This window comes from Cellulomonas sp. P22, from assembly GCF_044392165.1.
Genome location: NZ_JBISBW010000002.1, coordinates 86,635 through 112,163 on the forward strand (window position 1 = coordinate 86,635; position 25,529 = coordinate 112,163).

General features: G+C 74.6%; 26 protein-coding genes and 1 riboswitch. Of the genes, 1 reads left to right on the plus strand and 25 read right to left on the minus strand.

Going from position 1 to position 25,529, the window contains the following annotated elements; translation table 11 throughout:
* Positions 1 to 18: 18 nt before the first annotated feature.
* The 4 genes from tatA to ACGIF2_RS01135 form a co-directional block, all read right to left on the minus strand.
* Complete coding sequence (gene tatA, locus ACGIF2_RS01120) at positions 19 to 351, minus strand: Sec-independent protein translocase subunit TatA (RefSeq protein WP_396042587.1); 333 nt, start codon at positions 349 to 351, stop codon at positions 19 to 21.
* A gap of 93 nt (positions 352 to 444) precedes the next feature.
* On the minus strand, positions 445 to 771 hold the full coding sequence (locus ACGIF2_RS01125; protein WP_396042589.1) for a hypothetical protein: 327 nt from the start codon (positions 769 to 771) through the stop codon (positions 445 to 447).
* A gap of 17 nt (positions 772 to 788) precedes the next feature.
* The gene (locus tag ACGIF2_RS01130; protein ID WP_396042591.1) at positions 789 to 1,760 is read right to left on the minus strand and encodes a helix-turn-helix transcriptional regulator; all 972 of its coding nucleotides are present in this window, start codon (positions 1,758 to 1,760) and stop codon (positions 789 to 791) included.
* Positions 1,753 to 2,796 (minus strand): helix-turn-helix transcriptional regulator, encoded by a 1,044-nt coding sequence (locus ACGIF2_RS01135; RefSeq protein ID WP_396042593.1) that lies wholly within the window; start codon positions 2,794 to 2,796, stop codon positions 1,753 to 1,755. Before ACGIF2_RS01135 ends, ACGIF2_RS01130 begins: the two co-directional genes overlap by 8 nt.
* Before the next feature lie 33 nt (positions 2,797 to 2,829).
* Here ACGIF2_RS01135 and ACGIF2_RS01140 point away from each other — a divergent pair, with 33 nt between their 5' ends.
* Positions 2,830 to 4,008 (plus strand): DUF3866 family protein, encoded by a 1,179-nt coding sequence (locus tag ACGIF2_RS01140; protein ID WP_396042595.1) that lies wholly within the window; start codon positions 2,830 to 2,832, stop codon positions 4,006 to 4,008.
* A gap of 45 nt (positions 4,009 to 4,053) precedes the next feature.
* On the opposite strand, the gene ACGIF2_RS01145 is transcribed toward ACGIF2_RS01140, so the two are convergent.
* The 21 genes from ACGIF2_RS01145 to ACGIF2_RS01245 all read right to left on the minus strand — a co-directional run bounded on the left by ACGIF2_RS01145 (position 4,054) and on the right by ACGIF2_RS01245 (position 25,521).
* A complete protein-coding gene (locus tag ACGIF2_RS01145) occupies positions 4,054 to 4,569 on the minus strand; it encodes a PH domain-containing protein (protein ID WP_396042597.1) in 516 nt (171 codons plus the stop codon).
* Positions 4,566 to 5,417 (minus strand): ATP phosphoribosyltransferase, encoded by an 852-nt coding sequence (gene hisG / locus ACGIF2_RS01150; protein WP_396042600.1) that lies wholly within the window; start codon positions 5,415 to 5,417, stop codon positions 4,566 to 4,568. Before hisG ends, ACGIF2_RS01145 begins: the two co-directional genes overlap by 4 nt.
* 62 nt (positions 5,418 to 5,479) lie before the next feature.
* On the minus strand, positions 5,480 to 5,743 hold the full coding sequence (locus tag ACGIF2_RS01155; protein WP_396042602.1) for a phosphoribosyl-ATP diphosphatase: 264 nt from the start codon (positions 5,741 to 5,743) through the stop codon (positions 5,480 to 5,482).
* A complete protein-coding gene (ribH, locus tag ACGIF2_RS01160; RefSeq protein WP_396042604.1) occupies positions 5,740 to 6,216 on the minus strand; it encodes a 6,7-dimethyl-8-ribityllumazine synthase in 477 nt (158 codons plus the stop codon). Before ribH ends, ACGIF2_RS01155 begins: the two co-directional genes overlap by 4 nt.
* Positions 6,213 to 7,610 (minus strand): 3,4-dihydroxy-2-butanone-4-phosphate synthase, encoded by a 1,398-nt coding sequence (gene ribB, locus ACGIF2_RS01165; RefSeq protein WP_396042607.1) that lies wholly within the window; start codon positions 7,608 to 7,610, stop codon positions 6,213 to 6,215. Before ribB ends, ribH begins: the two co-directional genes overlap by 4 nt.
* On the minus strand, positions 7,607 to 8,224 hold the full coding sequence (locus ACGIF2_RS01170) for a riboflavin synthase (RefSeq protein ID WP_396042609.1): 618 nt from the start codon (positions 8,222 to 8,224) through the stop codon (positions 7,607 to 7,609). The genes ribB and ACGIF2_RS01170 overlap by 4 nt, the downstream gene beginning before the upstream one ends.
* Positions 8,224 to 9,267: a bifunctional diaminohydroxyphosphoribosylaminopyrimidine deaminase/5-amino-6-(5-phosphoribosylamino)uracil reductase RibD gene (ribD, locus tag ACGIF2_RS01175; protein ID WP_396043334.1), complete on the minus strand. Its 1,044-nt coding sequence runs from the start codon at positions 9,265 to 9,267 to the stop codon at positions 8,224 to 8,226. The genes ACGIF2_RS01170 and ribD overlap by 1 nt, the downstream gene beginning before the upstream one ends.
* Before the next feature lie 141 nt (positions 9,268 to 9,408).
* Positions 9,409 to 9,542: riboswitch (FMN riboswitch) on the minus strand.
* A 74-nt stretch (positions 9,543 to 9,616) separates the two neighbouring features.
* Complete coding sequence (gene rpe / locus ACGIF2_RS01180) at positions 9,617 to 10,282, minus strand: ribulose-phosphate 3-epimerase (RefSeq protein ID WP_396042611.1); 666 nt, start codon at positions 10,280 to 10,282, stop codon at positions 9,617 to 9,619.
* Between the two features lie 19 nt (positions 10,283 to 10,301).
* Positions 10,302 to 11,837 (minus strand): RsmB/NOP family class I SAM-dependent RNA methyltransferase, encoded by a 1,536-nt coding sequence (locus ACGIF2_RS01185; RefSeq protein WP_396042613.1) that lies wholly within the window; start codon positions 11,835 to 11,837, stop codon positions 10,302 to 10,304.
* A complete protein-coding gene (locus ACGIF2_RS01190) occupies positions 11,834 to 12,835 on the minus strand; it encodes a methionyl-tRNA formyltransferase (RefSeq protein ID WP_396042615.1) in 1,002 nt (333 codons plus the stop codon). The genes ACGIF2_RS01185 and ACGIF2_RS01190 overlap by 4 nt, the downstream gene beginning before the upstream one ends.
* Positions 12,836 to 12,844: 9 nt before the next feature.
* Positions 12,845 to 13,495 carry an HAD family hydrolase gene (locus tag ACGIF2_RS01195; RefSeq protein ID WP_396042617.1) on the minus strand — a complete coding sequence of 217 codons (651 nt, stop codon included), beginning with the start codon at positions 13,493 to 13,495 and terminating at the stop codon, positions 12,845 to 12,847.
* Positions 13,492 to 15,705 carry a primosomal protein N' gene (locus ACGIF2_RS01200; protein WP_396042619.1) on the minus strand — a complete coding sequence of 738 codons (2,214 nt, stop codon included), beginning with the start codon at positions 15,703 to 15,705 and terminating at the stop codon, positions 13,492 to 13,494. The genes ACGIF2_RS01195 and ACGIF2_RS01200 overlap by 4 nt, the downstream gene beginning before the upstream one ends.
* Positions 15,706 to 15,777: 72 nt before the next feature.
* Complete coding sequence (gene metK, locus ACGIF2_RS01205) at positions 15,778 to 16,986, minus strand: methionine adenosyltransferase (RefSeq protein WP_396042622.1); 1,209 nt, start codon at positions 16,984 to 16,986, stop codon at positions 15,778 to 15,780.
* A gap of 26 nt (positions 16,987 to 17,012) precedes the next feature.
* Positions 17,013 to 18,224 (minus strand): bifunctional phosphopantothenoylcysteine decarboxylase/phosphopantothenate--cysteine ligase CoaBC, encoded by a 1,212-nt coding sequence (gene coaBC, locus ACGIF2_RS01210; RefSeq protein ID WP_396042624.1) that lies wholly within the window; start codon positions 18,222 to 18,224, stop codon positions 17,013 to 17,015.
* 40 nt (positions 18,225 to 18,264) lie between these two features.
* Positions 18,265 to 18,528, minus strand: coding sequence for a DNA-directed RNA polymerase subunit omega (rpoZ, locus tag ACGIF2_RS01215; RefSeq protein WP_396042626.1), 264 nt, complete (start codon positions 18,526 to 18,528; stop codon positions 18,265 to 18,267).
* A 40-nt stretch (positions 18,529 to 18,568) separates the two neighbouring features.
* The gene (gmk, locus tag ACGIF2_RS01220; RefSeq protein ID WP_396042628.1) at positions 18,569 to 19,138 is read right to left on the minus strand and encodes a guanylate kinase; all 570 of its coding nucleotides are present in this window, start codon (positions 19,136 to 19,138) and stop codon (positions 18,569 to 18,571) included.
* Between the two features lie 50 nt (positions 19,139 to 19,188).
* Entirely contained in the window at positions 19,189 to 19,500 is a 312-nt protein-coding gene (mihF, locus tag ACGIF2_RS01225) for an integration host factor, actinobacterial type (protein ID WP_396042630.1), read from the minus strand.
* 78 nt (positions 19,501 to 19,578) lie between these two features.
* Positions 19,579 to 20,439, minus strand: coding sequence for an orotidine-5'-phosphate decarboxylase (pyrF, locus tag ACGIF2_RS01230; protein WP_396042632.1), 861 nt, complete (start codon positions 20,437 to 20,439; stop codon positions 19,579 to 19,581).
* Between the two features lie 2 nt (positions 20,440 to 20,441).
* A complete protein-coding gene (carB, locus tag ACGIF2_RS01235; protein ID WP_396042634.1) occupies positions 20,442 to 23,798 on the minus strand; it encodes a carbamoyl-phosphate synthase large subunit in 3,357 nt (1,118 codons plus the stop codon).
* Positions 23,798 to 24,985, minus strand: coding sequence for a glutamine-hydrolyzing carbamoyl-phosphate synthase small subunit (gene carA / locus ACGIF2_RS01240; RefSeq protein ID WP_396042636.1), 1,188 nt, complete (start codon positions 24,983 to 24,985; stop codon positions 23,798 to 23,800). Before carA ends, carB begins: the two co-directional genes overlap by 1 nt.
* A complete protein-coding gene (locus ACGIF2_RS01245) occupies positions 24,982 to 25,521 on the minus strand; it encodes a hypothetical protein (RefSeq protein ID WP_396042638.1) in 540 nt (179 codons plus the stop codon). The genes carA and ACGIF2_RS01245 overlap by 4 nt, the downstream gene beginning before the upstream one ends.
* Positions 25,522 to 25,529 lie beyond the last annotated feature (8 nt).

Consider the following 25,529-nt stretch of genomic DNA (forward strand, 5'->3'; position numbering starts at 1 on the left):
TGTCGTCGTCCATGTGCGTCAGCTCGCGGGCTGGTCGCTCCCGGCGGCCGGCGCCGGTGCCGAAACCTCAGGGGTGCCGGACGCGGCCGGTGCGGGCGCAGGTGCGGGCGGGGCCGGCTGGGCGACGGGAACGACCGGCGGGACCACGACGGGGGCGACGGCGACCGGTGCGACCGGTGCCACCGGGGTGTCGTCCTTGTCGTCGGTGAGGTCCTTGATCTCGGCCTTGAAGATCTTCAGCGACTGACCGACGCTCTTGGCCAGGTCGGGGAGACGCTTCGCCCCGAAGAGGAGCAGCACGATGATCAGGACGATCAGGACGTGCGTGGGCTTGATGGCGTTGCCGAACATGACGGGTTCTCCCTCGGACCTCTTGCAGTGCTCACGATCCTAACCGGCGCCTGGCGCGCGGCCGTGCACCGCAGGTCCCAGGTGGGGCCCCGCTCACCTGCTGTACGCGCGCCAGCGGGCGTACGTCTGCTCGTGCCGTGCGGCGCGACGCACGGCACGCTCCGCACGCTCGCGGCGCAGCCGCGCCAGCTCCTCGTGGTGCTCGGCCGGGTCGTCGAAGACCTGCGGGCGGAGGGCAGGTCCGGCAGCGGCGGCCGCCGACAGCTCGGCGGCGCGGTCGGCGAGCTGTCCGAGCACGTCGGCGGCACGGCCGAGCTCGGCGAGCAGCGCCGTGGCCTTGCGCCACAGGTCGCGCCCGAGGAAGAAGGCGCCGACGAGCGTCCCCACGACGAGGACCGTCCACACGATGAACCAGAGCACGGCCCCACCCTAGGGCGTCAGGCGCCCGACGCGAGCGGCCCGTACGCGGCGAGCGCGTCGCGCGCGGCGGCGGCCACCGCGTGGGCGACCTCAGGCGGGCGCACGTCGAGCACGTCGTCGGCCACCCGCAGCACGAGGTGCCGCAGCCACGCCTGGTTGCCGACGCGCAGGTCGACCTCGAACGAGCCGTCGGGCAGGTTGCGCACCTCCTCGACCGGGACGCTCTCGGCGACCCAGCGGGCCTGGCTGCCCAGGTGCAGGGTCACGAGCCCGCCCGACGCGTCGGGCCGGAACTCCTCGGCGTCGGCCCGCACCACGTGCTGAGCGACGGGCACCTCGAGCACCTCGGCCTCGAGCACCCGGTCCACGCGGAACAGCCGTTCGCCGTCGGCCCGCAGGCACCACGCGAGCAGGTAGGAGCGCTCGTCGGACGTCACGAGCCGCAACGGGTCCACCTCGCGCTCGCTCGCCACGTCCGACGCGTTCACGTACCGCAGGCGCAGGCGCCGCCCCTGCTGGAGGGCCGCACCGATCGTCGCGACCACGTGCGGGGCGCCGTCGACCGCGAGGCGCACGTCGACGCTCGCCGCGGCCTCGCCCGTCGCCGCTGTCAGCTTCTCGAGGGCCGAGGCGAGGACCTGCGCCCGCTCGGTGTCGAGGGTCGGGCCCATCGCCTCCTGCATCGCGCGCAGCGCCGCGACGAGCGCGACGGCCTCGCGGGTGCCGAGCCGCAGCGGGCGCGTCATGCCGCGCGACTCGGTGAGCCGCACCACGCCCGCCTCGTAGGACGCGGCGTCGAAGTCGATCAGGTCGTGCGGGTAGTACCCGGGCGTGCCGGTCATCCAGAGGGTGTCGACGTCCTCGATGACCTGCCGGGGGCTCACCCGGAAGTGCTCCGCGACCTGCTCGACGGGCACCCCCTGATGCCGGTCCAGGTACGTGATCATGCCGAGCAGCCGCAGCAGCCGCTCGCTCGCGCGTTCAGCCATCTGAGCTCCTCGGCACCTCGAGCGCCGCCGCGACCCGCAGCAGCCGCACCACCCGGTCACGCAGGTCGGCTGGGGCGAGCACCACGACCGCGTCGCCGTAGCCGACGACGTCCTCGGCGAACTCACCCCGCGACGTGTACGGCACGCGCACCACGTCGCGGTCCGCGAGCACTGTCGCCACGGCGGGATCACCCAGGTCGACGCCGTCCTCGACCCGGACGTCGACGCCGCCGTCGGGCACGATCGCGCGGGCACGCAGCGCCTCGGCCCGCTCGGGCCGCACCGCGAGGACCGCCACGTGCTGCTCCCCCGCACGCCACGAGCGCATCGCCGCCTCGAGGGTGACCGGGTCAGGCTCGTCGAACGCCCCCGCCGGGCCCGTCGGACGCACCCGGCCCTCGATCCGGCTCAACCGGTAGGAGCGGGCCGCCCCGCGCTCGCGGTCGTGCCCGACGAGGAACCACCCGCCCCGGCGGGCCAGCAGCCGCCACGGCTCGACGGTCCGTTCGCGCACCTCGCCGGTGTTCGCGGCACGGTAGGTGAAGGTCACGGCCTGGCGGGCCTGGACCGCGTCGAGCAGCGGACCGAACGCCCCGCCGGCGGCACGCACGCGCGGCGTGAGGCCGGCGACGAGGTCGGCCGCCTCGGGGTCGGTGCCGACCGCGCGGAGCTTGGTGAGCGCCCGGGTCGTGTCGGTGCGCACCGACTGGTCCTGCCAGAACTGCGACGCGAGCGAGAGCACCCCGAGCTCGGCGGCGGTCAGGTCGATCGCCGGCAGCGCGTACGCCTCCTGGTCGATCCGGTACCCGATGTCGTCGCCGTGACCCGCCCCCGTGACGGTCAGCACGGGGATGCCCAGGTCACGCAGGGTGTCCTTGTCGCGCTCGAACATCCGCTCGAAGGCGTCGTCGGACGGAGCGTCGCCGTAACCGGCGACGCTCGTGCGGATCTGGTCCTTCGTCATCCGGGCCGAGGTGTTGACCAGGGCGATGACGAGGTTGAGCAGCCGCTCGGCGGGGTGGATCGGATCTGGCATCGGCACCACGCTAGTGGCCGGTAGCGTGATCCGGTGATCACGTGGCGTGCAGGAGTCGTGGTGTCGCACGGCAAGCAGTGGCCGGGAGCGGCCGAGCTCGAGGTCGACCTCGAGGGGACGGGCACCGGCGACCTCCCGGCGCGGGCCCGGGTCAGGGCGCTCGCCTACCCCGCCCTGGTGGGGCTCCCGGCGGTCGGTGAGCGGGTGCTGCTCAACGTCACGGCCCTCGCGCGCGGGCTCGGCACCGGGGGGTACGCCCTGGTCGTCGCCCCCGCCGACTCGCTCCCCGAGGACCCCGACGCCGGCCCGGGCCACCTCGTGAAGGCCCGGTACACCCCGCTCCAGGACATGGTGCTGGGGGTCGACGACCAGGAGTCCGCGCATCACGAGGTGCTGCGCGACGCCGACGACCTCGCGGGGCTGCCCGTCGTCGTCGCGGACCTGCACTCGGCGCTGCCCGCGATCGTGGCCGGCGCCCGGCACGCCGCGGCGCTCGCGGGCCGGTCCGCCCCCCGTGTCGCGTACGTCATGACCGACGGCGGCGCGCTCCCCGCGTGGTTCTCGCGGGCCGTGGCCGGGCTGCGCGACGCCGGCTGGATCGAGGCGTGCGTCACGACCGGACAGGCGTTCGGTGGTGACCTGGAGGCCGTGACGGTGCACACGGGTCTGCTCGCGGCGCGGCACGTGGTCGGTGCGGACCTCGTGGTGGTCGCCCAGGGGCCCGGCAACCTGGGCACCGGCACCCGGTGGGGCTTCTCGGGGGTCGCGGCCGGTGAGGCCCTCAACGCGACGTCGACCCTGGGCGGTGCGCCGGTCGCGTCGCTGCGAGTCTCGGGGGCCGACCCGCGTGAGCGGCACCTCGGCATCTCGCACCACTCGCTCACGGCCTACGGGCGGGTGGCGCTGTCCCCCGCCGACGTGGTCGTGCCGCGATTCTCGCCCGACCTGGCCGCCAGCGACCTCGTGGCCGACGCGGCGGCGCTGACGGACCTCGGGAGCCGCGTCCACGCGCAGGCTCAGGACCTCGTCACCCCGCACGGGCGCCACCGCCTCGTCGAGGTCGACGCGGGTGCGGGGCTGCTCGAGGCGCTCGCGGGCTCGCCCGTGCGGCTCTCGACCATGGGACGGGGCCTGGCGGCCGATCCGGGAGCGTTCCTCGCGGCGGCCGTCGCCGGGGTGCACGCCGCGGGCCTGGCGGGTCTCGGCGGCTGAGCGGCGAGGGCGCCGGAGCCGTTGCCGAGCGGGCGGCCAGGCGGCTCAGTCGTCGCGCGAGGTGCGCGAGTGCAGCGCGACGAGGGTCGCCAGCCGCTCGGCCTCGCGGACCGCGAACGCCCCGTCGGCGCGCTGCACCCCCATCACAGCGATCGTGTCGCCGTCGGCCAGGTCCAGCTGGACCCACGGTCGCCCCTGGCCGAAACGCACCAGCACCACCTCGGGCCACTCGAGCCGACGCGAGAACAGCAGGTTGCGCACCAGGACGCCCTGCTCGTCGACCTCGGCCCTGACCGCGGCCTGCCGCCAGCAGAACCAGACCACGCCGATGGCCACGAGCCCGACGCCCAGCTGGTCGCCCAGCGGGTCCGAGTCGGGCGCGAAGCCGGGCAGCGCGACGATCAGCGCCGCCGCGAGCACGACCACCACGACCGCGAGCGTGAGCACCACCACGCGCGCGTAGCGCGGGCGGAACGGCGCGTACAGCGCGCGGTGGTCCGCCGGGGGCAGGTCGCCTGACCCGCCCTCGTCCTCGGCCCCGTGCGGGTCGGGTGACGTCATAGGCGGCAGGCGTGGATCGACGTGACGAGGATCGCGCGGGCACCCAGGTCGTAGAGCGTGTCCATGACCCGGTTCGTCTCGTTGCGGCGCACCATCGCCCGCACGGCCGCCCACTCGCGGTTGTGCAGCGGCGACACGGTCGGCGACTCCAGGCCCGGGGTGACGGCGACGGCCTGGTCGACGAGCGCGAGCGGGACGTCGTAGTCCATGAGCACGTACTCGTGCGCGGTCAGCACGCCCTGCAGGCGCCGGGTCAGGACGTCGAGGCCGGCCGGTTCGGGCCCGTCCGAGCGGCGCACGAGCACAGCCTCGGAGCGCAGGATCGGCTCGCCGAAGATGGCCAGGCCGGCCGCCCGCAGCGTCGTCCCCGTCTCCACGACATCCGCGATCACGTCGGCCACACCCAGGCGGATCGCGGTCTCCACGGCGCCGTCGAGGCGCACGATCTCGGAGGCCGCGACGCCGTGGGCCGCGAGGTAGTCGCGCACGAGCGTGGGGTACGAGGTGGCGACGCGGCGCCCCGCGATGTGCGTCACATCGGAGAGCTGCTGGGTCGCGGGCGCCGCGAAGCGGAACGTCGAGCGGGCGAACCCGAGATCGAGGTGCTCGGTGGCCGAGGACTCCGAGTCGAGCAGCAGGTCACGGCCCGTGATCCCGACGTCGACGGTCCCGGCCCCGACGTACACCGCGATGTCGCGGGGACGCAGGAAGAAGAACTCGACGTCGTTGTCCGGGTCGGGCAGGACGAGCTCGCGGGAGTCGCGGCGCTGGCGGTAGCCCGCCTCGCGCAGCATGTCGGCGGCCGGCTCGGACAACGAGCCCTTGTTGGGTACGGCGATCCTCAGCACGTGGTCCTCACGGTTCAGTCGGGTTCGAGGTGCCGCGCACGGCGGCAGGGAAGCGGAACCGCTCACAGATGGGTGTAGACGTCCTCGAGGGTCAGCCCGCTCGCCAGCATGAGCACCTGCAGGTGGTACAGCAGCTGCGAGATCTCCTCGGCGGTGCGCTCCTGGCCCTCGTGCTCGGCCGCCATCCAGACCTCGGCGGCCTCCTCCACGATCTTCTTGCCGATCGCATGGACGCCGGCGTCGAGCTCGGCGACGGTGCCGGAACCGGCAGGGCGGGTCGTGGCCTTCTCGGCCAGCTCAGCGAACAGTGCGTCGAACGTCTTCACGATCCGAGCCTAGACGCCCGCAGGGCCAGGACGGTCGCGACGGCCGCCTCCGCGGCCTCCGCGCCCTTGTCCTCGTGCGAGCCGGGCAGGCCCGCCCGGTCGAGGGCCTGCGCCTCGTCGTCGCACGTCAGCACCCCGAAGCCGACGGGGACCCCGGTGCGCACCGCGACGTCGGTCAGGCCCGCCGTGGCGGCCTGGCACACGTACTCGAAGTGCGGGGTGCCCCCACGGATCACGACGCCGAGGGCGACGACGGCGTCGACGTGCTCGGCCGCGTACCGGGCCGCGACGGGCAGCTCGAACGTGCCCGGGACCCGCACGAGGGTGACGTCGCTCACGTGCGCCGCGGCGAGCGCGCGCTGCGCCCCCGCGACCAGGCCGTCCATCACGACCGTGTGCCAGCTCGCCGCGACCACGGCCACGCGCAGGCCGGTGCCGTCGACGTCCAGCGAAGGTGCTCCTGCGCCGCTCATGACGTGATCTCCTCGGAGGTAGGGGTACGGAGGTCGTCCTCGGCGAGGACGTGGTCGTCGGTGTCGGTGCCCGGGGTCGCGGGTGCCGCCTCGACGGGTTCGAGGTGCAGGGGCTCGGTCTGCTGGGTGCCCGGGGGCAGGCTCAGCACGTGGCCCATCAGGGTGGCCTTGGTCCGCAGGTAGGCCTCGTTGTGCGGGGTGAGCCCGACCTCCAGGCCCTGCACCTGCGCCACGTCGATCCCGTGGGCCCGCAGCCCGGTGACCTTGGCCGGGTTGTTCGTCAGCAGGGTCACGCGCTCGACGCCCAGGTCGGCGAGGATCGCCGCGGCGGCCCCGTACTCGCGACGGTCGGCCGGCCAGCCGAGGTCGATGTTGGCCTCGACCGTGTCGCGGCCCTGGTCCTGCAGCGCGTAGGCCGCGACCTTCGCGAGCAGCCCGATCCCCCGGCCCTCGTGACCACGCAGGTAGACGACAGCGCCGCCCTCGCGGGCCGCGAGCTCAAGCGCAGCGTCGAGCTGCGGGCCGCAGTCGCAGCGCGCCGAGCCGAACGCGTCGCCCGTGAGGCACTCGGAGTGGACGCGGACCACGGGCTGCTCGGTCAGACCCTGGGTGGCGACGAGCGCGACGTGCTCGGCGCCCGTGCGCAGGTCGCGGTAGCCGTGGATGCGGAACTCGCCGTGCCGGGTGGGCAGGTACGCCGTGTGGGTCGCGTGCACGCGCGGGGTCGCCGCCGTGGCCGGGGCCGGCGACTCGTGGTCGGCAGGCACGTCGTCGCCGTGCTCGGTGCGCCACGCCACCAGGTCGGAGATCGTGACGAGCACCAGGCCCGCCTCGGCCGCGACCCGCGCGGCGTCGTCGAGCCGCGACATCGTGCCGTCGTCGTTGACCAGCTCGGCGATCGCGCCCACGGGTGCCAGCCCGGCCAGCCGGCACAGGTCGACAGCGGCCTCGGTGTGCCCGGCCCGGTGCAGCACCCCGCCGGGCACGGCCCGCAGCGGCAGCACGTGCCCCGGCCGGATGAGGCTCTCGGCACCCGACGCGGGGTCGGCGAGCACCCGCAGCGTGTGCGCGCGGTCGGCGGCCGAGATGCCGGTCGTGACGCCCGTCGCTGCGTCGACCGTGACCGTGTAGGCCGTGCGGCGCGGGTCCTGGCTCTGCGGCACCATGAGCGGGAGCTCGAGCGCGTCCGCGCGGGCCGAGGTCATCGGCGCGCACAGGTAGCCCGACGAGTGCCGGATCGTCCAGGCGACCCACTCGGGCGTCGCCGACTCGGCCGCGAGCACCACGTCGGCCTCGTTCTCCCGGTCCGGGGAGTCCGCGACGAGCACCGGACGGCCCGCCCGCAGCTCGGCGAGAGCCTCGTCGATCGTTCCCAGGCGCAGGTCGTCGCTCATCGGGCCACCGCCCCGAGCGTCAGCAGCCGTTCGACGTACTTCGCGAGCACGTCGACCTCGATGTTGACCCGGTCCCCCGGGGTGAGCGCACCCAGCGTCGTGGCCGCGAGCGTCGTGGGGATCAGCGAGATGCCGAACGCGTCGTCGCTCACGTGCGTGACCGTCAGCGAGACGCCCGAGACCGTGACCGAGCCCTTCTCCGCGACGTAGCGGGCCAGCTCCGGCCCCACCTCGACGACCAGGTCGTCCCAGCGCGGACCCGGCGTGCGCGAGCGCAGCACCCCGACCCCGTCGACGTGACCCTGCACCACGTGCCCGCCGAGCCGGCCGTCGGCCCGCACCGCGCGCTCGAGGTTCACGGGCGAACCCACCTCGAGGCCGCCCAGCGACGTGCGGCGCAGCGACTCGGGCATGACGTCGGCGGTGAACGTGCCGTCGCCCGGCAGGTCGGTGACCGTCAGGCACACGCCCGAGACGCAGATCGAGTCGCCCAGCGAGGCGTCCTGCACCACGAGCGGGCCGCGCACCGTCAGTCGGACGTCGGACCCCTCGCCCGCTCCCCCGGGTGCGACGGCGACGACCGTCCCGATCTCCTCGACGATTCCGGTGAACATCAGCTCTCCTCGCTGGTCGTGCGGACGATGGATGTCTGGGGTGCGGCAGCGCCGCGGGGGCGGGCGACGACGAGCACGTCGGGGCCGAGCCGGTAGACCTCGTGCGGCTCGAGCCGCACGGCCGCGTCGATCGTGCCGATGCCCAGGTCCCCGATCGCGGACGGGCCCGATCCCAGCAGCACGGGCGCGACGTAGGCGTGCACCTCGTCGACGACCCGGGCCCGCAGGAAGGCCGCGGCGAGCGTGGGGCCGCCCTCGACGAGCACGTGGCGCACCTCGCGCCCGTGCAGGGCAGCGAGGACCTCGTGCGGGTCGTGGCTGGCGATCTGGACCAGCTCACCGCCCGGGCCGCGCAGCCGGGCCCCCGCGGGCACCTCGGTGCGGCCCACGACGACCCGCAGCGGCTGGTGCGCGGTCAGGGTCGCGTCGTCGCCGCGGGCCGTCAGCGACGGGTCGTCGGCCCGGACCGTGCCGGAGCCGACCGCGATCGCGTCGACCTGGGCCCGCAGGGCGTGCGCGTGGCGGCGTGACTCCTCGGACGTGATCCAGCGGCTCGACCCGTCGGCCGCCGCGACACGACCGTCGAGGCTCGCCGCGACCTTGAGCGTCACGAACGGTCGCCCCCGGCTGACCGCCTCGAACCACGGACCGAGCACCTCACGGCCCTCGTCGGCCAGCAGCCCGGCCTGCACCTCGACGCCCGCGGCACGCAGCGTCCGAGCCCCGCCCGACGCGAGCGGGTTCGGGTCCTCGACCGCGAGGACGACCCGCGCGACGCCCGCCTCGACGAGCGCCCGGCTGCACGGACCTGTGCGGCCCGTGTGGTCGCAGGGCTCGAGGGTCACCACGGCTGTCGCGCCGCGGACGTCCGAGCCGCGCTCGCGGGCATCGGTCAGGGCGGCGAGCTCGGCGTGCGGGGTGCCTGCGCCCCGGTGCCAGCCCTCGCCGAGCGTGGCGCCGTCGGCACCGAGCAGGACGCAGCCGACGCGCGGGTTGGGGCCGTGGGCCGGACCGCGCCGGGCCAGCTCGAGCGCGCGCGCCATCGCGTGCTGCTCCGCCGTGCCTGGCTCGTCCACCGCTGCCTCCCGTGCCGTCTCGAGGCTCCGGGGCTGCGGGAGGACCAGGGCACCCCCATCGAGAGGGCACCCCTGATCCACGGCACACACCCCTGAGGGCATGCGCCGCCACGTCTCCTCCCATCCGGACTTTCACCGTCGGTCCTGGAGTTCCACCAGGTCAACCGCACCGCCGGTGAAGGCTGTGCGGGTCGCGGACTGTCACCGCCGGCTCGGAATTGCACCGACCCCGGAGCACGTGTGTGCGTTCTGGTCAACGATCATGCCACACGACTCATTCCCGGCCCGGGACGTCCCGCCGTCCGGGACGTGCACCTCAGGGGCGTGCGGCGCCGTCCGCGATCGCGCGCAGGGCGGCGATCTCCGCAGCCGGGTCGCTCGCCCCGTACACCGCGGAACCGGCGACGAACACGTTCGCGCCGGCTTCGGCGATGGCGGCGATCGTGTCGCGCGAGACGCCGCCGTCCACCTGCACCCACGTGGCCGCGCCCGCGGCGTCGATGGCCGCCCGGGCCCGTCGGACCTTGGCCAGCGTCCCCTCGATGAACGCCTGCCCCCCGAACCCGGGCTCGACGGTCATCACGAGGATCATGTCGAACTCGTCGAGCAGGTCCAGGTACGGCTCGACGGGGGTCGCGGGCCGCAGCGCGACACCGGCCCGGGCCCCCCGAGCACGCAGCTCGCGCGCGAGGCGCACGGATCCCTGCGCGGCCTCCGCGTGGAACGTGACCGACGCGACGCCCGCCTCGGCGAACGCGGGCGCCCACCGGTCCGGGTCCTCGATCATGAGGTGCACGTCGAGCGGCACGGGCGAGACCTCGACGAGCCGGCGCACGACCGGCAGCCCGAGCGTCAGGTTCGGCACGAAGTGGTTGTCCATGACGTCCACGTGGACGTAGTCGGCGTCGGCGATGACGCCCAGGTCGCGCTCGAGGTTCGCGAAGTCGGCGGACAGGATGCTGGGACTGATCAGTACGGCCACCGGGCCAGGGTATCGGCGCTCAGGTGCGGCGGCGCAGCAGCGTCAGGTGCATCGCGTCCGTGGCGTGCACGTGGGGCCACAGCTGCACGTCCGGCCGGTCCGAGAGCTCGATCGTCGGCGCGATCTCCCGCATCGGCTCGCGCGCGTCGATCACCTCGACCTCGACGCCCCGCTTCGCCGCGGCCCGCAGCGCGTCCTTGACCACGAGCTGGGTCTCGACGAGGTGCGGCGAGCACGTCACGTACGCGACCACACCCCCCGGGCGGACGGCGTCGATCGCCGAGCCGAGCAGCGCACGCTGCAGCTCACCGAGGCCCGCGAGGTTCGCCGGGCTGCGACGCCACCGGGACTCCGGACGCCGGCGCAGGGCGCCGAGACCCGTGCACGGGGCGTCGACGAGCACCCGGTCGTACGCGCCCGGCTCCTGCTCCCCGACCGTGCGCCCGTCGCCGGTGCGCACCGCCTCGACCGCGCCCTCGGGCAGCGCGGCCACGGCCCGCTCCACGAACCGGGCACGGTGCGGCTGGATCTCGTTCGCCACGAGCCGGGCCCCGCGCTGCGCGGCCAGCGCACCCAGCAGGGCTGCCTTCCCGCCCGGGCCCGCGCACAGGTCGAGCCAGCGCTCGTCGGGGCCGTCGAGGGGCACCTGCGCGAGGGCGAGGGCCATGAGCTGGCTGCCCTCGTCCTGCACGCCCGCCGCACCCGAGCGCATCGCCGGGAGCGTCGCGGGGTCGCCCGCGTGGAGCACGACGGCGGTCGGCGCCCAGCGGCCCGGGCGGCTGTCGGGCAGCTCGGCCGCGAGATCGGTGGCCGACGTGAGCCCCGGGCGCGCCACGAGCGTGACCCGGGGGGCGTCGTTGTCGGCCCGCAGCAGCGCACCGATCTCGTCGGCCGGCCGGCCGTTGCCGACGAGCGCCTCACGCATCGCCCGCACGATCCACGCAGGGTGGCTCTCGGTCACGGCGAGCCGCTCGACCGGGTCGTCGCCCGACGGGTCCGCCGCGTCACCGATGCGCTCGAGCCACGTCTCGAGGGAGTCAGCGCTGATCCGGCGCAGCACCGCGTTGACGAACTGGGCAGCCCCCGCGCCGACCTGCTCGCGCGCCAGGCCCACGGTCTCCGAGACCGCGGCGTGCGCGGGCACCCGCATGCCGAGCAGCTGGTGCGCGCCGAGCCGCAGCACGTCGAGCACCGGAGGGTCGATCGCGGCGACCGGACGGGCCGCGCACTGCTCGATGATGGCGTCGTAGCGGCCCTGCATCCGCAGCGTGCCGTAGGCCAGCTCGGTCGCGAAGCCCGCGTCCCGGCCCTGCACCCCGCGCTCGCGCAGCAGCGGCGGCAGCACCAGGTTCGCGTAGGAGTCCGTCACCGCGACCGCGCGCAGCACGTCGAACGCCGCCGTGCGTGCGGCGTCCGCACCCCGGCGCCGCTGCGACGGGGCGTTCGCGGTCCGGGTGCTCCGGCCGTCGGCACGGGCCGCACCGCGCTCGCGGCCCTGCGCGTCGCGGCGGGCGGGGCCGGCTCCGCGGGCTCCGCGGTCCTCGACGGGGCTCATGCTCCGACCTCCGTGTCGTCGTGCGTGGCAGGCGCGCCACCGAGGACTGCCTGTCCGAGGACTGCGCCGTCGGGCAGCGGGGTGCCGTCCGCGAGGCGGGCCCCACGGGCCCAGGCACCCGCGTCCATCGTCCGTTTGCCCGCGGGGGTCACCGCACCCAGGCGTACGGCGTGCGTCCCGGTGCCGACCAGCACGTCGTTCTTGCCGAGCCGCAGCTCGCCGGGGGCCAGGTCGTCGACGTCCGGCACGGGCGTGAGCGGGCCGAGGCCCAGCCGCGTGCCGTCGGGCAGCGTGGTCCAGGCGCCGGGGGCGGGGGTGCACCCGCGCACCAGCCGGTCGACCGCGTACGCCGGGTGGAACCAGTGGACACGCGCGTCCTCGACCTCGAGGCGCGGGGCCTGGCTCACGCCGTCGGCGGGCTGCGGCACCGGGCTCACGATGCCGTCCTCCATGGCGTCGAGCGTGCGGACCAGGAGCTCGGCGCCCGCGACCGCGAGGCGGCCGAGCAGGTCGCCCGACGTGTCGCGCGGCCGGATCGTCTCGGTGAGCATCCCGAACACGGGGCCCGTGTCCAGGCCCTCCTCGAGCAGGAACGTGCTCGCGCCGGTCACCTCGTCGCCCGCGATGATCGCGCGCTGCACCGGAGCGGCACCCCGCCAGGCGGGCAGCACCGAGAAGTGGAGGTTGACCCAGCCGAACCGCGGCACGTCCAGGGCCGCGGCGGGCACGAGGGCGCCGTACGCGACCACGGGTGCCGCGTCGACCTCGAGCGCGGCCAACCGGTCCAGGAACTCGGGCTCGCGGGGGCTGCGCGGGGTGAGCACCTCGATCCCCGCGTCGAGCGCGCGCTGCTTGACGGGGCTCGCCGCGAGGGTCCGGCCGCGTCCCGAGCGGGCGTCGGGACGGGTCAGGACCGCCACCACGTCATGACGCGAACCGAGGAGGGCGTCGAGCGCGGGGACGGCCACGTCGGGCGTGCCGGCGAAGAGCAGTCGCATGCACCGATCCTAGGCGCCCGCGGCTCCCGCTCCGGTCGCCCCGACCGGCAGCCCGCGGGCCACGAGGTCGCGGCGCAGGGTCGCTGCGTCGGTGAACAGGAGCGCGTCGAAACCCTCGGCGGCGGCGGTCGCGACGTTCGCGGGCGAGTCGTCGACGAACACTGTGCGCGCCGGGACCAGGGCGTGGCGGCGCACCAGCAGCCGGAAGATCGCGGGGTCGGGCTTGGCCACGCCCACGTCACCCGAGACCAGGACGTCGTCGAGCAGCCCGATGGCAGGGGCGGCGGGCACCGCGTGCGGGAACGTCTCGGAGGACCAGTTGGTCAGGCCCAGGAGCCGGACACCGGTGGCACGCAGGTCGCGCACGAGGGCCTCCGAGCCCTCGACCGGTCCCGGGAGGGACGCGGCGAAGTTGCGTCGGTACAGGCGCAGGGCCTCGACGCGGTGGGGGAACCGGGCCGCGACGTCGTCGAGCGCCTCGTCCCACGGCCGTCCCGCGTCCTGCAGGTGGTTGAACGCGGCGAAGTCGACCTCGTCGAACAGCTCGTCGACCTCGCCCGCGGACAGGTGGCCGACGAAGGCCAGCACGGGGTCCCACCGCACCAGCACGTTGCCCAGGTCGAGCACCACCGCGTCGACCGTCCCGATGAGCGGTCTCACAGCATCTCCGCGGGGTCGACCTGCACGCGTACCGTGCCGCCCTCACGCCGGGCGCTGCGCACCGCGAGAGACGCCGCGACAGCCCGCACCAGCCCGGGCCCCTCGCCCAGCGGCGCCCGGACGAGCGCGCGCACCTGCGGGTCGAACGCCTCCTGCGTCGGGGCGCGCGGCCCGCTCGGACGCCGCGCGACCCCGATGGCCTGGCTGTCCCCCGTGACCGGCACCGGCCCGAGCACCCCACCCCCCGGCGGCAGGTCGATCCGGTCGACCAGCGCCTGGACGGCCTCGCGCGTGCCCGTGACCGCCACGACCCGCACCACGGGCGGCAGCGCGAGCTCGGCGCGCTCGACCAGGTCACGCGCCGCGAGCCCCGCGGGGTCCCACCGCACCAGCGCCTGGGTCGGAGCGGGCGCTCCGTCACCCACCAGCGCGACGACACCCCCCTCGGCGTGCGACCGCACCAGCGCCGCGGCTGCGAGCCACCGCCGCAGCGCCTGCTCCCCCGCGCTCAACGACTCGGACGTGGACCCCACCGCGGCGTCGAGCAGCACAGCCCCCGCGTACCCGGCGGCGCACACCGGCTCGGCACCCGTCGTCGCCACCACCAGGGACGGCGAGTCCGGGACGCTCGCGAGCACCCCGCCCGCGGCCCTCGCCCCCGACACCCGCACCGGGACTCCCGGGAACGCGCGACCCAGCTCCTCGGCGGTCCGGTCCGACCCGACGCGCACCGACCGCAGACCACCCGCACCGCACTCCGCGCACCGCCACCCCGTCGCGAGCCGACCGCACCACTGGCACTGCGGCACCGCGTCCGCGGACGTGAGCGCGAGGGCGCCGTGGCACCCCGTGCACCGGGCGACCGTGCGGCACCGCTCGCACGCGACGACCGGCAGGTACCCGGCACGCGGCACCTGCACCAGCACCGGACCTACCGCGAGGCGCTCGCGGATCAGCCGGGTCGCAGCGCTCGGAAGCCGCGCGCCCGCCGACGCGCCCTCACGGGCGAGCTCGACGCTGGTCAGGGCCCGGACCTGCGGCGTGCGCGCGCGCACCACGGCGCGGTCGGCCGCGACCTCGCGCGCCCAGCCGCTCTCGACGAGGGCTTGCGCCTCGACGGTGCGGCCGTACCCCGCGAGGAGGAACGCGGCGTCCTGCTGCACGGCGCGCAGCGCGAGCACCTCGCGCACGTGCGGGTGGGGCGTCCGGGGCTCGACGTGCAGGTCGTCGCCGTCGTCCCAGCAGACGGCCAGGCCCAGCCGGGCCACCGGCGCGAACGCGGCGGCCCGCGTTCCCACGACCACGTCGGCCTGCCCGCGCAGCGCCGCGAGGAACGCCCGGTACCGCGCCGCCGGGCCGTCCTCGGCCAGCAGCCGCACGTGACCCCCCTGCGTGCCCGGCACCCATGCGCGCACACCGGCCCGGTCGAGCGCGTCGCACACCTGGGCGACGTCGCGCGCGTCGGGCACCACCACGAGTGCGCCCCGACCGCCCACGACGCACGCGGCAGCGGCCTGCGCGACGGCGTCGGGCCAGCGTTCACCGGCGGGGCCGGGCAGAGCCGACCACACGGCACGGGGCGCACCGCCCGCCGTGAGGTGCTGGAGGAAGGCCGGACCGCCCCGGTACGGCTGCCACGCGGTCGCCGACAGCTGCGGCGCGGGGACCCGGTCCACCTCGACCGGCGCGACCTCGACCTGCGCGCCCTCGCCGTCGTCGGGCCCCGGGGCCGGCTGCTGGCGGGCCGCGGGCCGTTCGCCCTCGACGCGCGCGTGGCGCGGCGGGATCGCGAGCCGCAGCACGTCCGCGAGCGTCCCGGCGTACCGGTCGGCGACCGCACGTGCGAGCACCCGCACCTCGGGGGCCAGCACCGGCTCGGCCGAGACCACGCGGCGCAGCGGCGCGAGCGTCCCCTCGTGCTCTGCGGTCTGGGTGCGCTCGAGCAGGTACCCGTCGACGTCCTGGGCGCCGAAGCGCACCTTGACCCGCGCGCCGGGCTGCGCGCTCGCGTCGAGAGACGCAGGCACGACGTACTCGAAGGGCCGGTCCAGGTGCGCGGGCGGCAGGTCGATGCACACGCGGGCCACCGGCAGCACCTCCGCCGCCTCGACCCCACGCCGGGCCGCTGCGGCGCGGCGCGAGGCAGCGCGAGGCGTCGGCAGCCCCGCGAGGGTCAGCTGCTCGCCCTGCGATGCTGCCGTCGTCTCCACGGTCCTCCCACCATCCACGACCCGGAACGACGTGCGTCCCGGCCCCGGGGGGTCAGGACGCACCGCGGGACCTCAGCCGACCGCGGACTGCAGGTCGGCGACGCGGTCCGTGCGCTCCCACGTGAACTCGGGCAGCTCGCGCCCGAAGTGCCCGTAGGCGGCGGTGCGCTGGTAGATCGGGCGCAGCAGGTCGAGGTCCCGGATGATCGCCGCGGGGCGCAGGTCGAAGACCTCCCGGATCGCCCGGGTGATGCGCGCGAGCGGGACCGTCTCGGTGCCGAACGTCTCGACGTACAGACCCACCGGCTGCGCCTTGCCGATCGCGTACGCGACCTGCACCTCGCACCGGGTCGCGAGCCCCGCCGCGACGACGTTCTTCGCGACCCACCGCAGCGCGTACGCGGCCGAACGGTCGACCTTCGAGGGGTCCTTGCCCGAGAACGCGCCACCGCCGTGACGGGCCATCCCGCCGTAGGTGTCGACGATGATCTTGCGTCCCGTCAGGCCCGCGTCACCCTGCGGACCGCCCACCACGAACGTGCCCGTCGGGTTGACGAGCAGCCGGTGGTCGCGCACGTCCAGGTCGATGTCGAGCTCGGCCAGCACCGGGGCCACCACGTGCTCGGCGATCGCCGGGGCGAGCACCGACTCGAGGTGCAGGTCCGGGTCGTGCTGGGTCGACAGCACCAGGGTGTCGAGCCGCACAGCGCGGTCGCCCTCGTAGCCGATCGTGACCTGCGTCTTGCCGTCCGGGCGCAGCCCCGGGACCACGTCCTCCTTGCGGACCTGGGCCAGGCGCTCCGCGAGCCGGTGCGCGAGCCAGATCGGCAGCGGCAGCAGGCTCGGGGTGTCGTTGCTCGCGTACCCGAACATCAGGCCCTGGTCGCCCGCGCCCTGCAGGTCCAGCGGGTCGTGGTCCGCGTCGTCCTGACGCGCCTCGAGGGCCTTGTCGACGCCCTGCGCGATGTCGGGCGACTGCTGCCCGATCGAGACGGACACCCCGCACGAGTCGCCGTCGAAGCCGATGTGCGAGGAGGTGTACCCGATGCCGCGCACCACCTGGCGCACGACCTGGGGGATCTCGACGTAGGCGCTCGTCGTCACCTCACCCGCGACGTGCACCAGTCCGGTGGTGACCATGGTCTCGACCGCGACACGCGCCGCGGGGTCCTGCTCGAGGATCGCGTCGAGGATGGCGTCCGAGATCTGGTCACAGATCTTGTCGGGGTGACCTTCGGTGACGGACTCGGAGGTGAACAGTCGCATGTCAGGCGCGGTCATGCGCACCAGCGTAGTGCGCGACGGGGTCACAGACGTGCGAGTACCGCATCCCAGACGGTGTGAGACACAGCATCCTTGCTTCCCGCCGCGGCGGCCACGACCTCACCCGTGCCGTCGAGCACCGTGACGTCGTTGTCGGGCGTGCCGAACCCCCTGTCGGGGCCCACCGCGTTGACCACCAGCAGGTCCGCACCCTTGCGCAGCGCCTTCGCGCGACCGTGCTCGAGCACGCTGCCGTTCTCGTCCCCCGTCTCCGCGGCGAACCCCACGACGACCTGACCGGCGCGCAGCCGGTCCGCGGCGAGCTCCGCCAGCACGTCCGGGTTCTGCACGAGCTCGATCACCGGGGCGCCGCCGCCGGGCTGCTTCTTGATCTTGCTCGACGCGTGGGTCGCGGGCCGGAAGTCGGCCACCGCGGCGGCCATGACCACCACGTCCGCGTCCTTGGCCGCGGCACGCACAGCGTCGCGCAGCTGGGCCGTGGTCTCGACCCGCACGACGTCCACACCCTCCGGGTCGGCAAGGTCCACGTTGGCCGCGACGAGCGTGACCCGCGCACCGCGCTCGCGGGCCGTGCGGGCCAGCGCGTAGCCCTGGCGCCCCGAGGAGCGGTTGCCGAGGAAGCGCACCGGGTCGAGCGGCTCGCGGGTCCCCCCGGCCGAGACGACGACGTGACGTCCGGCCAGGTCGCCCGAGGTCGGCGCGTCGTCGGGGTGCCCGACGAGAGCCAGGGCCGCGGCGGCGATGACCTCGGGCTCGGGCAGGCGCCCGGGACCGGTGTCGGCACCGGTCAGGCGCCCCGAGGCCGGGTCGAGCACGTGCGTGCCTCGATCGCGCAAGGTGCGCACGTTCGCGACGGTCGCCGGGTGCTCCCACATCTCGGTGTGCATCGCGGGGGCGAGCAGCACCGGGCAGCGGGCCGTGAGCAGCGTCGCGGTGAGCAGGTCGTCCGCGCGGCCCGTGGCGGCCCGCGCGAGCAGGTCGGCGGTCGCCGGGGCCACGATCACGAGGTCGGCGGACTTGCCGAGGGTGACGTGAGGGACGTGAGGGACGTCCTCGAACACCTCGGTTGCGACCGGGTGGCCCGAGAGCGCCTCCCACGTGGCCTGTCCCACGAACTCGAGCGAGGCGCGCGTGGGGATGACGCGTACGTCATGACCGGCCTCGGTCAGCAGCCGCAGGAGCAGCGCGGCCTTGTAGGCGGCGATGCCGCCCGAGACGCCGAGCACGATGCGCATGGGGATCTCCGGCTGACGCACCCGCCCGGCGGCGAGGGCGTCAGCCCTCGGTCGACTCGACGGTGAGCAGGCCGCCGTCGATCTCGCGCATCGCGATCGAGAGCGGCTTCTCCTGCGGGCGCGTCTCGACGAGCGGGCCCACGTACTCCAGGAGGCCCTCGTTGAGCTGCGAGTAGTACGCGTTGATCTGACGCGCGCGCTTGGCGGCGTAGACGACGAGCGCGTACTTGGAGTCGGCGCGCTCGAGGAGCTGGTCGATGGGCGGGTCGGTGATGCCGACGGGGGCGGCGACGGTTCCGGACACGGTGAAACTCCGCACGTTGAAGGGTTGGGCTCCGAGCATTCTACCCGGTCGGGAGTCCCATCAGACGGACCAGCTCGTCGGTGGCCCGTCGCACGTCGTCGTTGACGATGACGTGGTCGAACTCCGGCTCGGCGGCGAGCTCGACGCGCGCGGTCGCGAGCCGACGCTCACGCTCCTCGGCGTCCTCGGTGCCCCGGCCCACGAGACGACGCACGAGCTCGTCCCACGACGGCGGGGCCAGGAAGATGAACCGTGCCTCGGGCATCGACGCCCGGACCTGACGGGCGCCCTGCAGGTCGAGCTCGAGGAGCACGGGCTCCCCCGCCGCCAGGTGGTCCTCGACCGGGCGACGGGGGGTGCCGTAACGGTTGCGGCCGTGGACCACGGCCCACTCGAGCATCTCGCCGCGCTCGACCATGCCGTCGAACTCGGCGGGAGAGACGAAGTGGTAGTGAACGCCCTCGACCTCTCCGGGTCGCGGTGCGCGCGTCGTCGCGGACACCGAGAGCCAGAGCCCGGGGTACCGCGACCGCACGTCGGCCGACACGGTGCCCTTGCCGACGGCGGTCGGTCCGGCGAGAACGGTGAGCCGGGCGGGCGTCGTCGTCATGAGGGTGTGATGCTCCTGCGGAAGTGGTTCAGAGGACCACTGACGCTACCTCACCCGTAGCGTTCGACCAGCGCCTTGATCTGGTGCGGACCGAGCCCGCGCACGCGGCGCGTCTCGGAGATCCCGATCTCGGACATGATCGCCCTGGCCTTGACCTTGCCCACACCGGGCAGGGACTCGAGGAGGGCGACCACCTTGAGCTTGCCGATGGTGTCGTCCTGCTGCCCCTGGGCGATCACCTCGGACAGCGTCCCCTGGGAGTACTTCAGCCGGTTCTTGACCTCGGCGCGAGCCTGCCGCGCAGCGGCGGCCTTCTCGAGTGCCGCGGCGCGTTGTTCGGGAGTCAGCGGAGGAAGAGCCACGCGAGTCACCTTCTCGTCAGTGGGACGTGATCGTCTCCCGAACCTAGCGAGCATCCGCACAGGTCGGCAACGCGAACGTCAACGCAGGGCCGAGGCCGCGTCGGCCGAGGCACGCAGCGCGGCCGACCGCAGGGCGTCCGGATCGGGCCCCGCGGCGAGGACGCCGCGCGACGACGAGGCCAGCACCGCGCGCCGCGCACCGCCGAAGACCGCGTCCAGCTCGGCCGCGCCCGCCCCCTGCGCCCCGACCCCGGGGGCCAGCAGAGGCCCCTGGACGGCGGCCAGGTCGACCCCGAGCCGGTGGGCGGAGTCCCTGGTCGTGGCCCCCACGACGAGGCCCACAGAGCCCAGCCGGCCACCGGTCGCCGCGAGCTCGCGCTCGTTGACCGCCTGGGCCTCGCGGGCGATCCGCGCGGCGACCGCGACCCCCTGCGTGTCGACCGCGTGCTGCACGCTCGCCCCCTCGGGGTTCGAGGTGAGAGCCAGCACGAAGAGCCCACGACCGGTGGCCAGCGCGGCCTCGACCGCGGGCGCCAGCGAGCCGAAGCCCAGGAACGGCGAGACGGTCAGGGCGTCGCCGGCCAGCGGCGACCCGTCGCGCAGGTACGCGTCGGCGTAGGCCGCCATGGTCGAGCCGATGTCGCCGCGCTTGGCGTCGACGATCACCAGCGTGCCCGACGCGCGACCCGCGGCCACGACCTCCTCGAGCACAGCGACACCTGCCGCGCCGTGCCGCTCGAACAGCGCCGACTGCGGCTTGAGGGCCGCCACCCGCCCGCCGACCGCGTCGAGCACGGTGCGGGTGAAGTCCCGCAGGCCGTGCACGTCGTCCGGCAGGCCCCACGCGGCCAGCAGGCCCGGGTGGGGGTCGATGCCGACGCACAGCGGACCGTGCGCGTCCATGGCCGCTGCGAGGCGGTCGCCGAAGGGACCGGTCATGCTCACGCCACCTCGCTCGCGGCGGCGCGTGCCGCTGCTGCCGTCGCGCGGCGGACCCGTGCCGCCTCGTCGTGCTCCTGGAGGCTCGTGACGCTGAACGGACCGGCCATCGCGGCCTCGATGCCCTGCACCGCGGCGCCGAGCTGCTGCACCGTCGTCACGATGGCCTTGTCGGCCGCGATGGTCGCCGCGCGGATCTCGTAGCCGTCCGCGCGGGCGCCCTGGCCCGAGGGTGTGTTCACCACCATGTCCACCTGCCCGGCGGTGATGAGGTCGACGATCGTCGGCTCCCCCGCCGCGCCCCGACCCGCGGAGTACTTGCGCACCACGCGCGAGTCGATCCCGCTGCGGCGCAGCACAGCGGCGGTGCCCTCGGTCGCGAGGATCTCGAAGCCGAGCTCGGCCAGCCGCTTGACCGGGAAGACGATCGAGCGCTTGTCGCGGTCGGCGACCGAGATGAACGCGGTGCCGGACATGGGCAGCCCGCCGAACGCGGCGGCCTGCGACTTGGCGAACGCCGTCGGGAAGTCGACGTCGAAGCCCATGACCTCGCCCGTCGAGCGCATCTCGGGGCCGAGCACGGTGTCGACCACGGTGCCCGCGGTCGTCCGGAAGCGCTTGAACGGCAGCACGGCCTCCTTGACCGCGATCGGCGCCTGCAGGTCCAGCTCGCTCGCGTCGACGGGCGGCAGCACCCCCGACGCGCGCAGGTCGGCGATCGTCCGGCCCGTCATGAGCAGGGCGGCGGCCTTCGCGAGCGAGACGCCGGTGGCCTTGGAGACGAACGGCACGGTGCGCGAGGCCCGCGGGTTCGCCTCGAGCACGTAGAGCACGTCCGAGACGAGCGCGAACTGGATGTTGAGCAGCCCGCGCACCCCCACGCCCTGGGCGATGGCCTCGGTCGAGCGGCGGATGCGCTCGAGCTCCGACGTCGAGAGCGTCACGGGCGGCAGCACGCACGCCGAGTCGCCCGAGTGGATCCCGGCCTCCTCGATGTGCTCCATGACGCCGCCCAGGAACAGCTCGTGACCGTCGTAGAGCGCGTCGACGTCGATCTCGATCGCGTCGTCCAGGAAGCGGTCGATGAGCAGCGGCGGCAGCGCGCCGGCGCGACCCGTGTGGTCCACCGCGGCCTCGAGCGCGCGCTCGACGTACTCGGTGAGCTGGGCGTCGTCGTAGACGATCTCCATGCCTCGCCCGCCGAGCACGTACGAGGGACGCACGAGCACCGGGAAGCCGATGCCGCGGGCCGTCTCGCGGGCGACCTCGAGGGTCGTGGCCGTGCCGAAGGCGGGGGCCGGGAGGCCCGCTGCGGCGAGCACCGCACCGAAGGCCCCGCGGTCCTCGGCGGCGTCGATCGCCTCGGGCGAGGTGCCCAGGATCGGCAGGCCCGCGTCGGCCAGCCGCTGCGCGAGCGACAGCGGGGTCTGCCCGCCGAGCTGCACGATGATGCCCGCGACCGGTCCGGCGGCGAGCTCGGCCTCGTACACCTCGAGGACGTCCTCGAAGGTCAGGGGCTCGAAGTACAGCCGGTCGGAGGTGTCGTAGTCGGTCGAGACCGTCTCGGGGTTGCAGTTGACCATGACGGTCTCGTACTCGCCCTTGAGGGCGAGCGCCGCGTGCACGCACGAGTAGTCGAACTCGATGCCCTGCCCGATGCGGTTGGGGCCCGACCCGAGGATGAGCACGGCGGGCCGCTCGCGCGGGGCGACCTCGGTCTCCTCGTCGTAGGCCGAGTAGTGGTACGGCGTGCGGGCCTCGAACTCGGCCGCGCACGTGTCGACCGTCTTGTACACCGGGCGGACGCCGAGCGCGTGGCGGGTGCGACGCACCTCGTCCTCGGTCGCGCCGCGCAGCGCCGCCACCTGCACGTCGGACAGCCCGTGCCGCTTGGCGTGCGCGAGCACGTCAGCGGTCAGCGCGGGGGCGTCCGCGGTGTCCTGCGCGACCTCGTTGACGAGCACGATCTGGTCCAGGAACCAGGGGTCGATGCCGGTGCGCTGGTAGACGTCCTCGATGCTCACGCCCGCGCGCAGCACCTGCTGCACGTCGACCATGCGGTGCTCGGTGGGACGCGAGACCGTGTCCAGCAGCGCGTCGAGCCCGGCACCGGTGAGCGGCTCGCCGTCCCAGTGGAACGTCGAGCCCTTCTTGTCGAGCGACCGCATGGCCTTGCCGAGGGCCTCGGAGTAGCTGCGGCCCAGGGCCATGGCCTCGCCGACCGACTTCATGGTCGTGGTGAGCGTGTCGTCCGCCGCAGGGAACTTCTCGAACGCGAACCGCGGGACCTTGACCACGACGTAGTCGAGGGTCGGCTCGAACGACGCCGGGGTCGAGCCCGTGATGTCGTTGGGGATCTCGTCGAGCGTGTAGCCGACCGCGAGGCGGGCCGCGATCTTCGCGATCGGGAAGCCCGTGGCCTTCGAGGCGAGCGCCGACGAACGGGACACGCGCGGGTTCATCTCGATGACGATGATGCGCCCGGTCTCGGGGTCGATCGCGAACTGGACGTTGCAGCCGCCCGTGTCGACGCCGACCTCGCGGATGATCGCGATGCCGATGTCGCGCATGCGCTGGAACTCGCGGTCCGTGAGCGTGAGCGCCGGGGCCACGGTCACGGAGTCGCCCGTGTGCACGCCCACCGGGTCGACGTTCTCGATCGAGCACACGACGACCACGTTGTCGGCCTTGTCGCGCATGAGCTCGAGCTCGAACTCCTTCCAGCCGAGGATGGACTCCTCGAGGAGCACCTCGGTGGTCGGCGAGTAGTGCAGGCCCTGACCGACGATGCGGCGCAGGCCGTCCTCGTCGTAGGCCATGCCCGATCCGAGCCCGCCCATCGTGAACGAGGGGCGCACGACCATCGGGTAGCCCAGCACGTCGGCCGCGGCGACGGCCTCCTCGACCGTGTGGATGATCTCCGAGCGTGCGCTCTCGCCGCCGCACTTCTCGACGACGTGCTTGAACTGCTGGCGGTCCTCGCCCTTCTGGATCGCGGCGATGCTCGCCCCGATCAGCTCGACGCCGTACTCCTCGAGCACACCGGCCTCGTCGAGCTCGATGGCCGCGTTGAGGGCCGTCTGGCCGCCGAGCGTCGCGAGGATGGCGTCGGGGCGCTCCTTGGCGATGATCGAGGTCAGGACCTCACGCGTGATGGGTTCGACGTACGTGGCGTCGGCGAACTCGGGGTCCGTCATGATCGTGGCGGGGTTGGAGTTGACCAGCACCACGCGGATGCCCTCGTCGCGCAGCACGCGGCAGGCCTGCGTGCCCGAGTAGTCGAACTCGCACGCCTGGCCGATGACGATCGGCCCGGAGCCGATCACGAGGACGCTGGAGATGTCTGTGCGACGGGGCATCAGGCGTCGGCACCCTTCTGCGCACCCGAGGTGCGCATGAGCTCGAGGAAACGGTCGAAGAGGTAGGCGGCGTCGTGCGGGCCCGCGGCTGCCTCGGGGTGGTACTGGACGGAGAAGGCAGGCAGGTCCAGGGCGGAGAGCCCTTCGACCACGTCGTCGTTGAGGTCGACGTGGGAGACCACGACCCGGCCGTACCGGCCGTCGTCGTGCGGGGCGGTCGACTCGCCGTCGAGCGGGGCGTCGACCGCGAAGCCGTGGTTGTGCGCGGTGATCTCGACCTTGCCGGTGAGCCGGTCCATGACCGGCTGGTTCACGCCGCGGTGGCCGTAGCCCAGCTTGTACGTGCCGTAGCCGAGGGCCCGGCCGAGCAGCTGGTTGCCGTAGCAGATGCCGAAGAACGGGATGCGGCGGTCGAGGACCTCGCGGAGCAGCTCGACCTCGTGGGTCGCGGCTCCCGGGTCGCCCGGGCCGTTCGAGAAGAACACGCCGTCGGGCGAGGTCGCGAGCACGTCCTCGATGGTCGAGGTGGCGGGCAGCACGTGCACGCGCATGCCGCGCTCGGCCATCCGCCGGGGCGTCATGGCCTTGATCCCCAGGTCGAGGGCCGCGACCGTGGCGACCGGCTCGGCGAGCGGTGAGCCGTCGGGCGCGAGGGCCTCGACGACGTACGCCTCGGTGGTCGTGACCTCGCCGGCCAGGTCGGCGCCCTGCATCGCGGGGGCGGCCAGCACCTCGGCCAGGAGCGCGTCGTCGGTGCGCACGGCGCCGTCGACGACCAGCGCGTCGCCCGAGAAGATGCCGGCACGCATGACGCCGCGGTCACGCAGGTGACGGGTCAGCGCGCGGGTGTCGACCCCGGAGATGCCGACGACGCCTTGCGTGACGAGCTCGTCGTCGAGGGTGCGGCTCGCGCGCCAGCTCGACGCGCGGCGAGCGGGGTCGCGCACCACGTAGCCCGCGACCCAGATGCGCCCCGACTCGGGGTCGTCGTCGTTGACGCCGGTGTTCCCGATGTGCGGCGCCGTCATCACCACGATCTGGCGGTGGTAGCTGGGGTCGGTCAGGGTCTCCTGGTAGCCGGTCATGCCGGTGTTGAAGACGATCTCGCCCACGGTGGACCCGGTGGCGCCGTAGGCGCGGCCGCGGAAGGTCCGCCCGTCCTCGAGGACCAGGACTGCGTCGGTCATGACTGCTCCTTCTGCGTCGCGGACGACGCCGGGTCGATCAACGTGCGGGCTGCCTCGACAAGGCGGGTGCGGTCCGCGGCACGCCGTGCGCGCACGCCCGTGTCGAGGCCGCGCTCGTCGCCCTCGGGCGCCCAGGTCAGGACGACGATCCCGTCGCCGCCCACGTACTTGCCGGCCATGCCGGAGGTGGTGCCCACGCCGCGCAGGGCCTCGGCGCCGATCCACACGTCGCGGGCGCCGCGCCGCGCGAGCAGCACGCCGCGCTCGAAGACCTGCACCGCGACGGCGCTGCGCACGCCCAGGTCGTGCGCCACGACCCGGTCGAGCCAGTCGCCCGCGCGGGTCGAGGAGACGTACGTCGCGTCCATGGCAGGCGTGGTGGGCGCCCCCCGGGTGCCGGGTCCGGTGCCCTCCGGGGGGACCGGTGCCAGGTCGGGGACCTCGGTGGCGGTGCGGTCGCCGCGGCGGTGCCAGCCCCGGCTCATCCCCCACAGCGCGAGGGCGCCGAGCGCGAGCAGCAGGGCGGTCGTGATCAACGCGCGCC

Excerpts from the sequence above, each read along its gene's own strand:
- ACGIF2_RS01190 (WP_396042615.1), bottom strand. The coding sequence starts at position 12,835 with ATGCGACTGCTCTTCGCCGGCACGCCCGACGTGGCCGTCCCCGCGCTC.
- tatA (WP_396042587.1), bottom strand. The coding sequence starts at position 351 with ATGTTCGGCAACGCCATCAAGCCCACGCACGTCCTGATCGTCCTGATC.
- gmk (WP_396042628.1), bottom strand. The coding sequence starts at position 19,138 with ATGACGACGACGCCCGCCCGGCTCACCGTTCTCGCCGGACCGACCGCC.
- ribB (WP_396042607.1), bottom strand. The coding sequence starts at position 7,610 with ATGAGCGACGACCTGCGCCTGGGAACGATCGACGAGGCTCTCGCCGAG.
- ACGIF2_RS01185 (WP_396042613.1), bottom strand. The coding sequence starts at position 11,837 with ATGAGCCCCGTCGAGGACCGCGGAGCCCGCGGAGCCGGCCCCGCCCGC.
- carB (WP_396042634.1), bottom strand. The coding sequence starts at position 23,798 with ATGCCCCGTCGCACAGACATCTCCAGCGTCCTCGTGATCGGCTCCGGG.
- carA (WP_396042636.1), bottom strand. The coding sequence starts at position 24,985 with ATGACCGACGCAGTCCTGGTCCTCGAGGACGGGCGGACCTTCCGCGGC.
- ACGIF2_RS01170 (WP_396042609.1), bottom strand. The coding sequence starts at position 8,224 with ATGTTCACCGGAATCGTCGAGGAGATCGGGACGGTCGTCGCCGTCGCA.
- ribD (WP_396043334.1), bottom strand. The coding sequence starts at position 9,267 with ATGGCGCGCGCGCTCGAGCTGGCCCGGCGCGGTCCGGCCCACGGCCCC.
- ribH (WP_396042604.1), bottom strand. The coding sequence starts at position 6,216 with ATGAGCGGCGCAGGAGCACCTTCGCTGGACGTCGACGGCACCGGCCTG.
- metK (WP_396042622.1), bottom strand. The coding sequence starts at position 16,986 with ATGACCGCGCCTGACATGCGACTGTTCACCTCCGAGTCCGTCACCGAA.
- ACGIF2_RS01130 (WP_396042591.1), bottom strand. The coding sequence starts at position 1,760 with ATGGCTGAACGCGCGAGCGAGCGGCTGCTGCGGCTGCTCGGCATGATC.
- coaBC (WP_396042624.1), bottom strand. The coding sequence starts at position 18,224 with ATGCGCATCGTGCTCGGCGTCTCGGGCGGCATCGCCGCCTACAAGGCC.
- ACGIF2_RS01135 (WP_396042593.1), bottom strand. The coding sequence starts at position 2,796 with ATGCCAGATCCGATCCACCCCGCCGAGCGGCTGCTCAACCTCGTCATC.
- ACGIF2_RS01145 (WP_396042597.1), bottom strand. The coding sequence starts at position 4,569 with ATGACGTCACCCGACCCGCACGGGGCCGAGGACGAGGGCGGGTCAGGC.
- pyrF (WP_396042632.1), bottom strand. The coding sequence starts at position 20,439 with ATGACCGGTCCCTTCGGCGACCGCCTCGCAGCGGCCATGGACGCGCAC.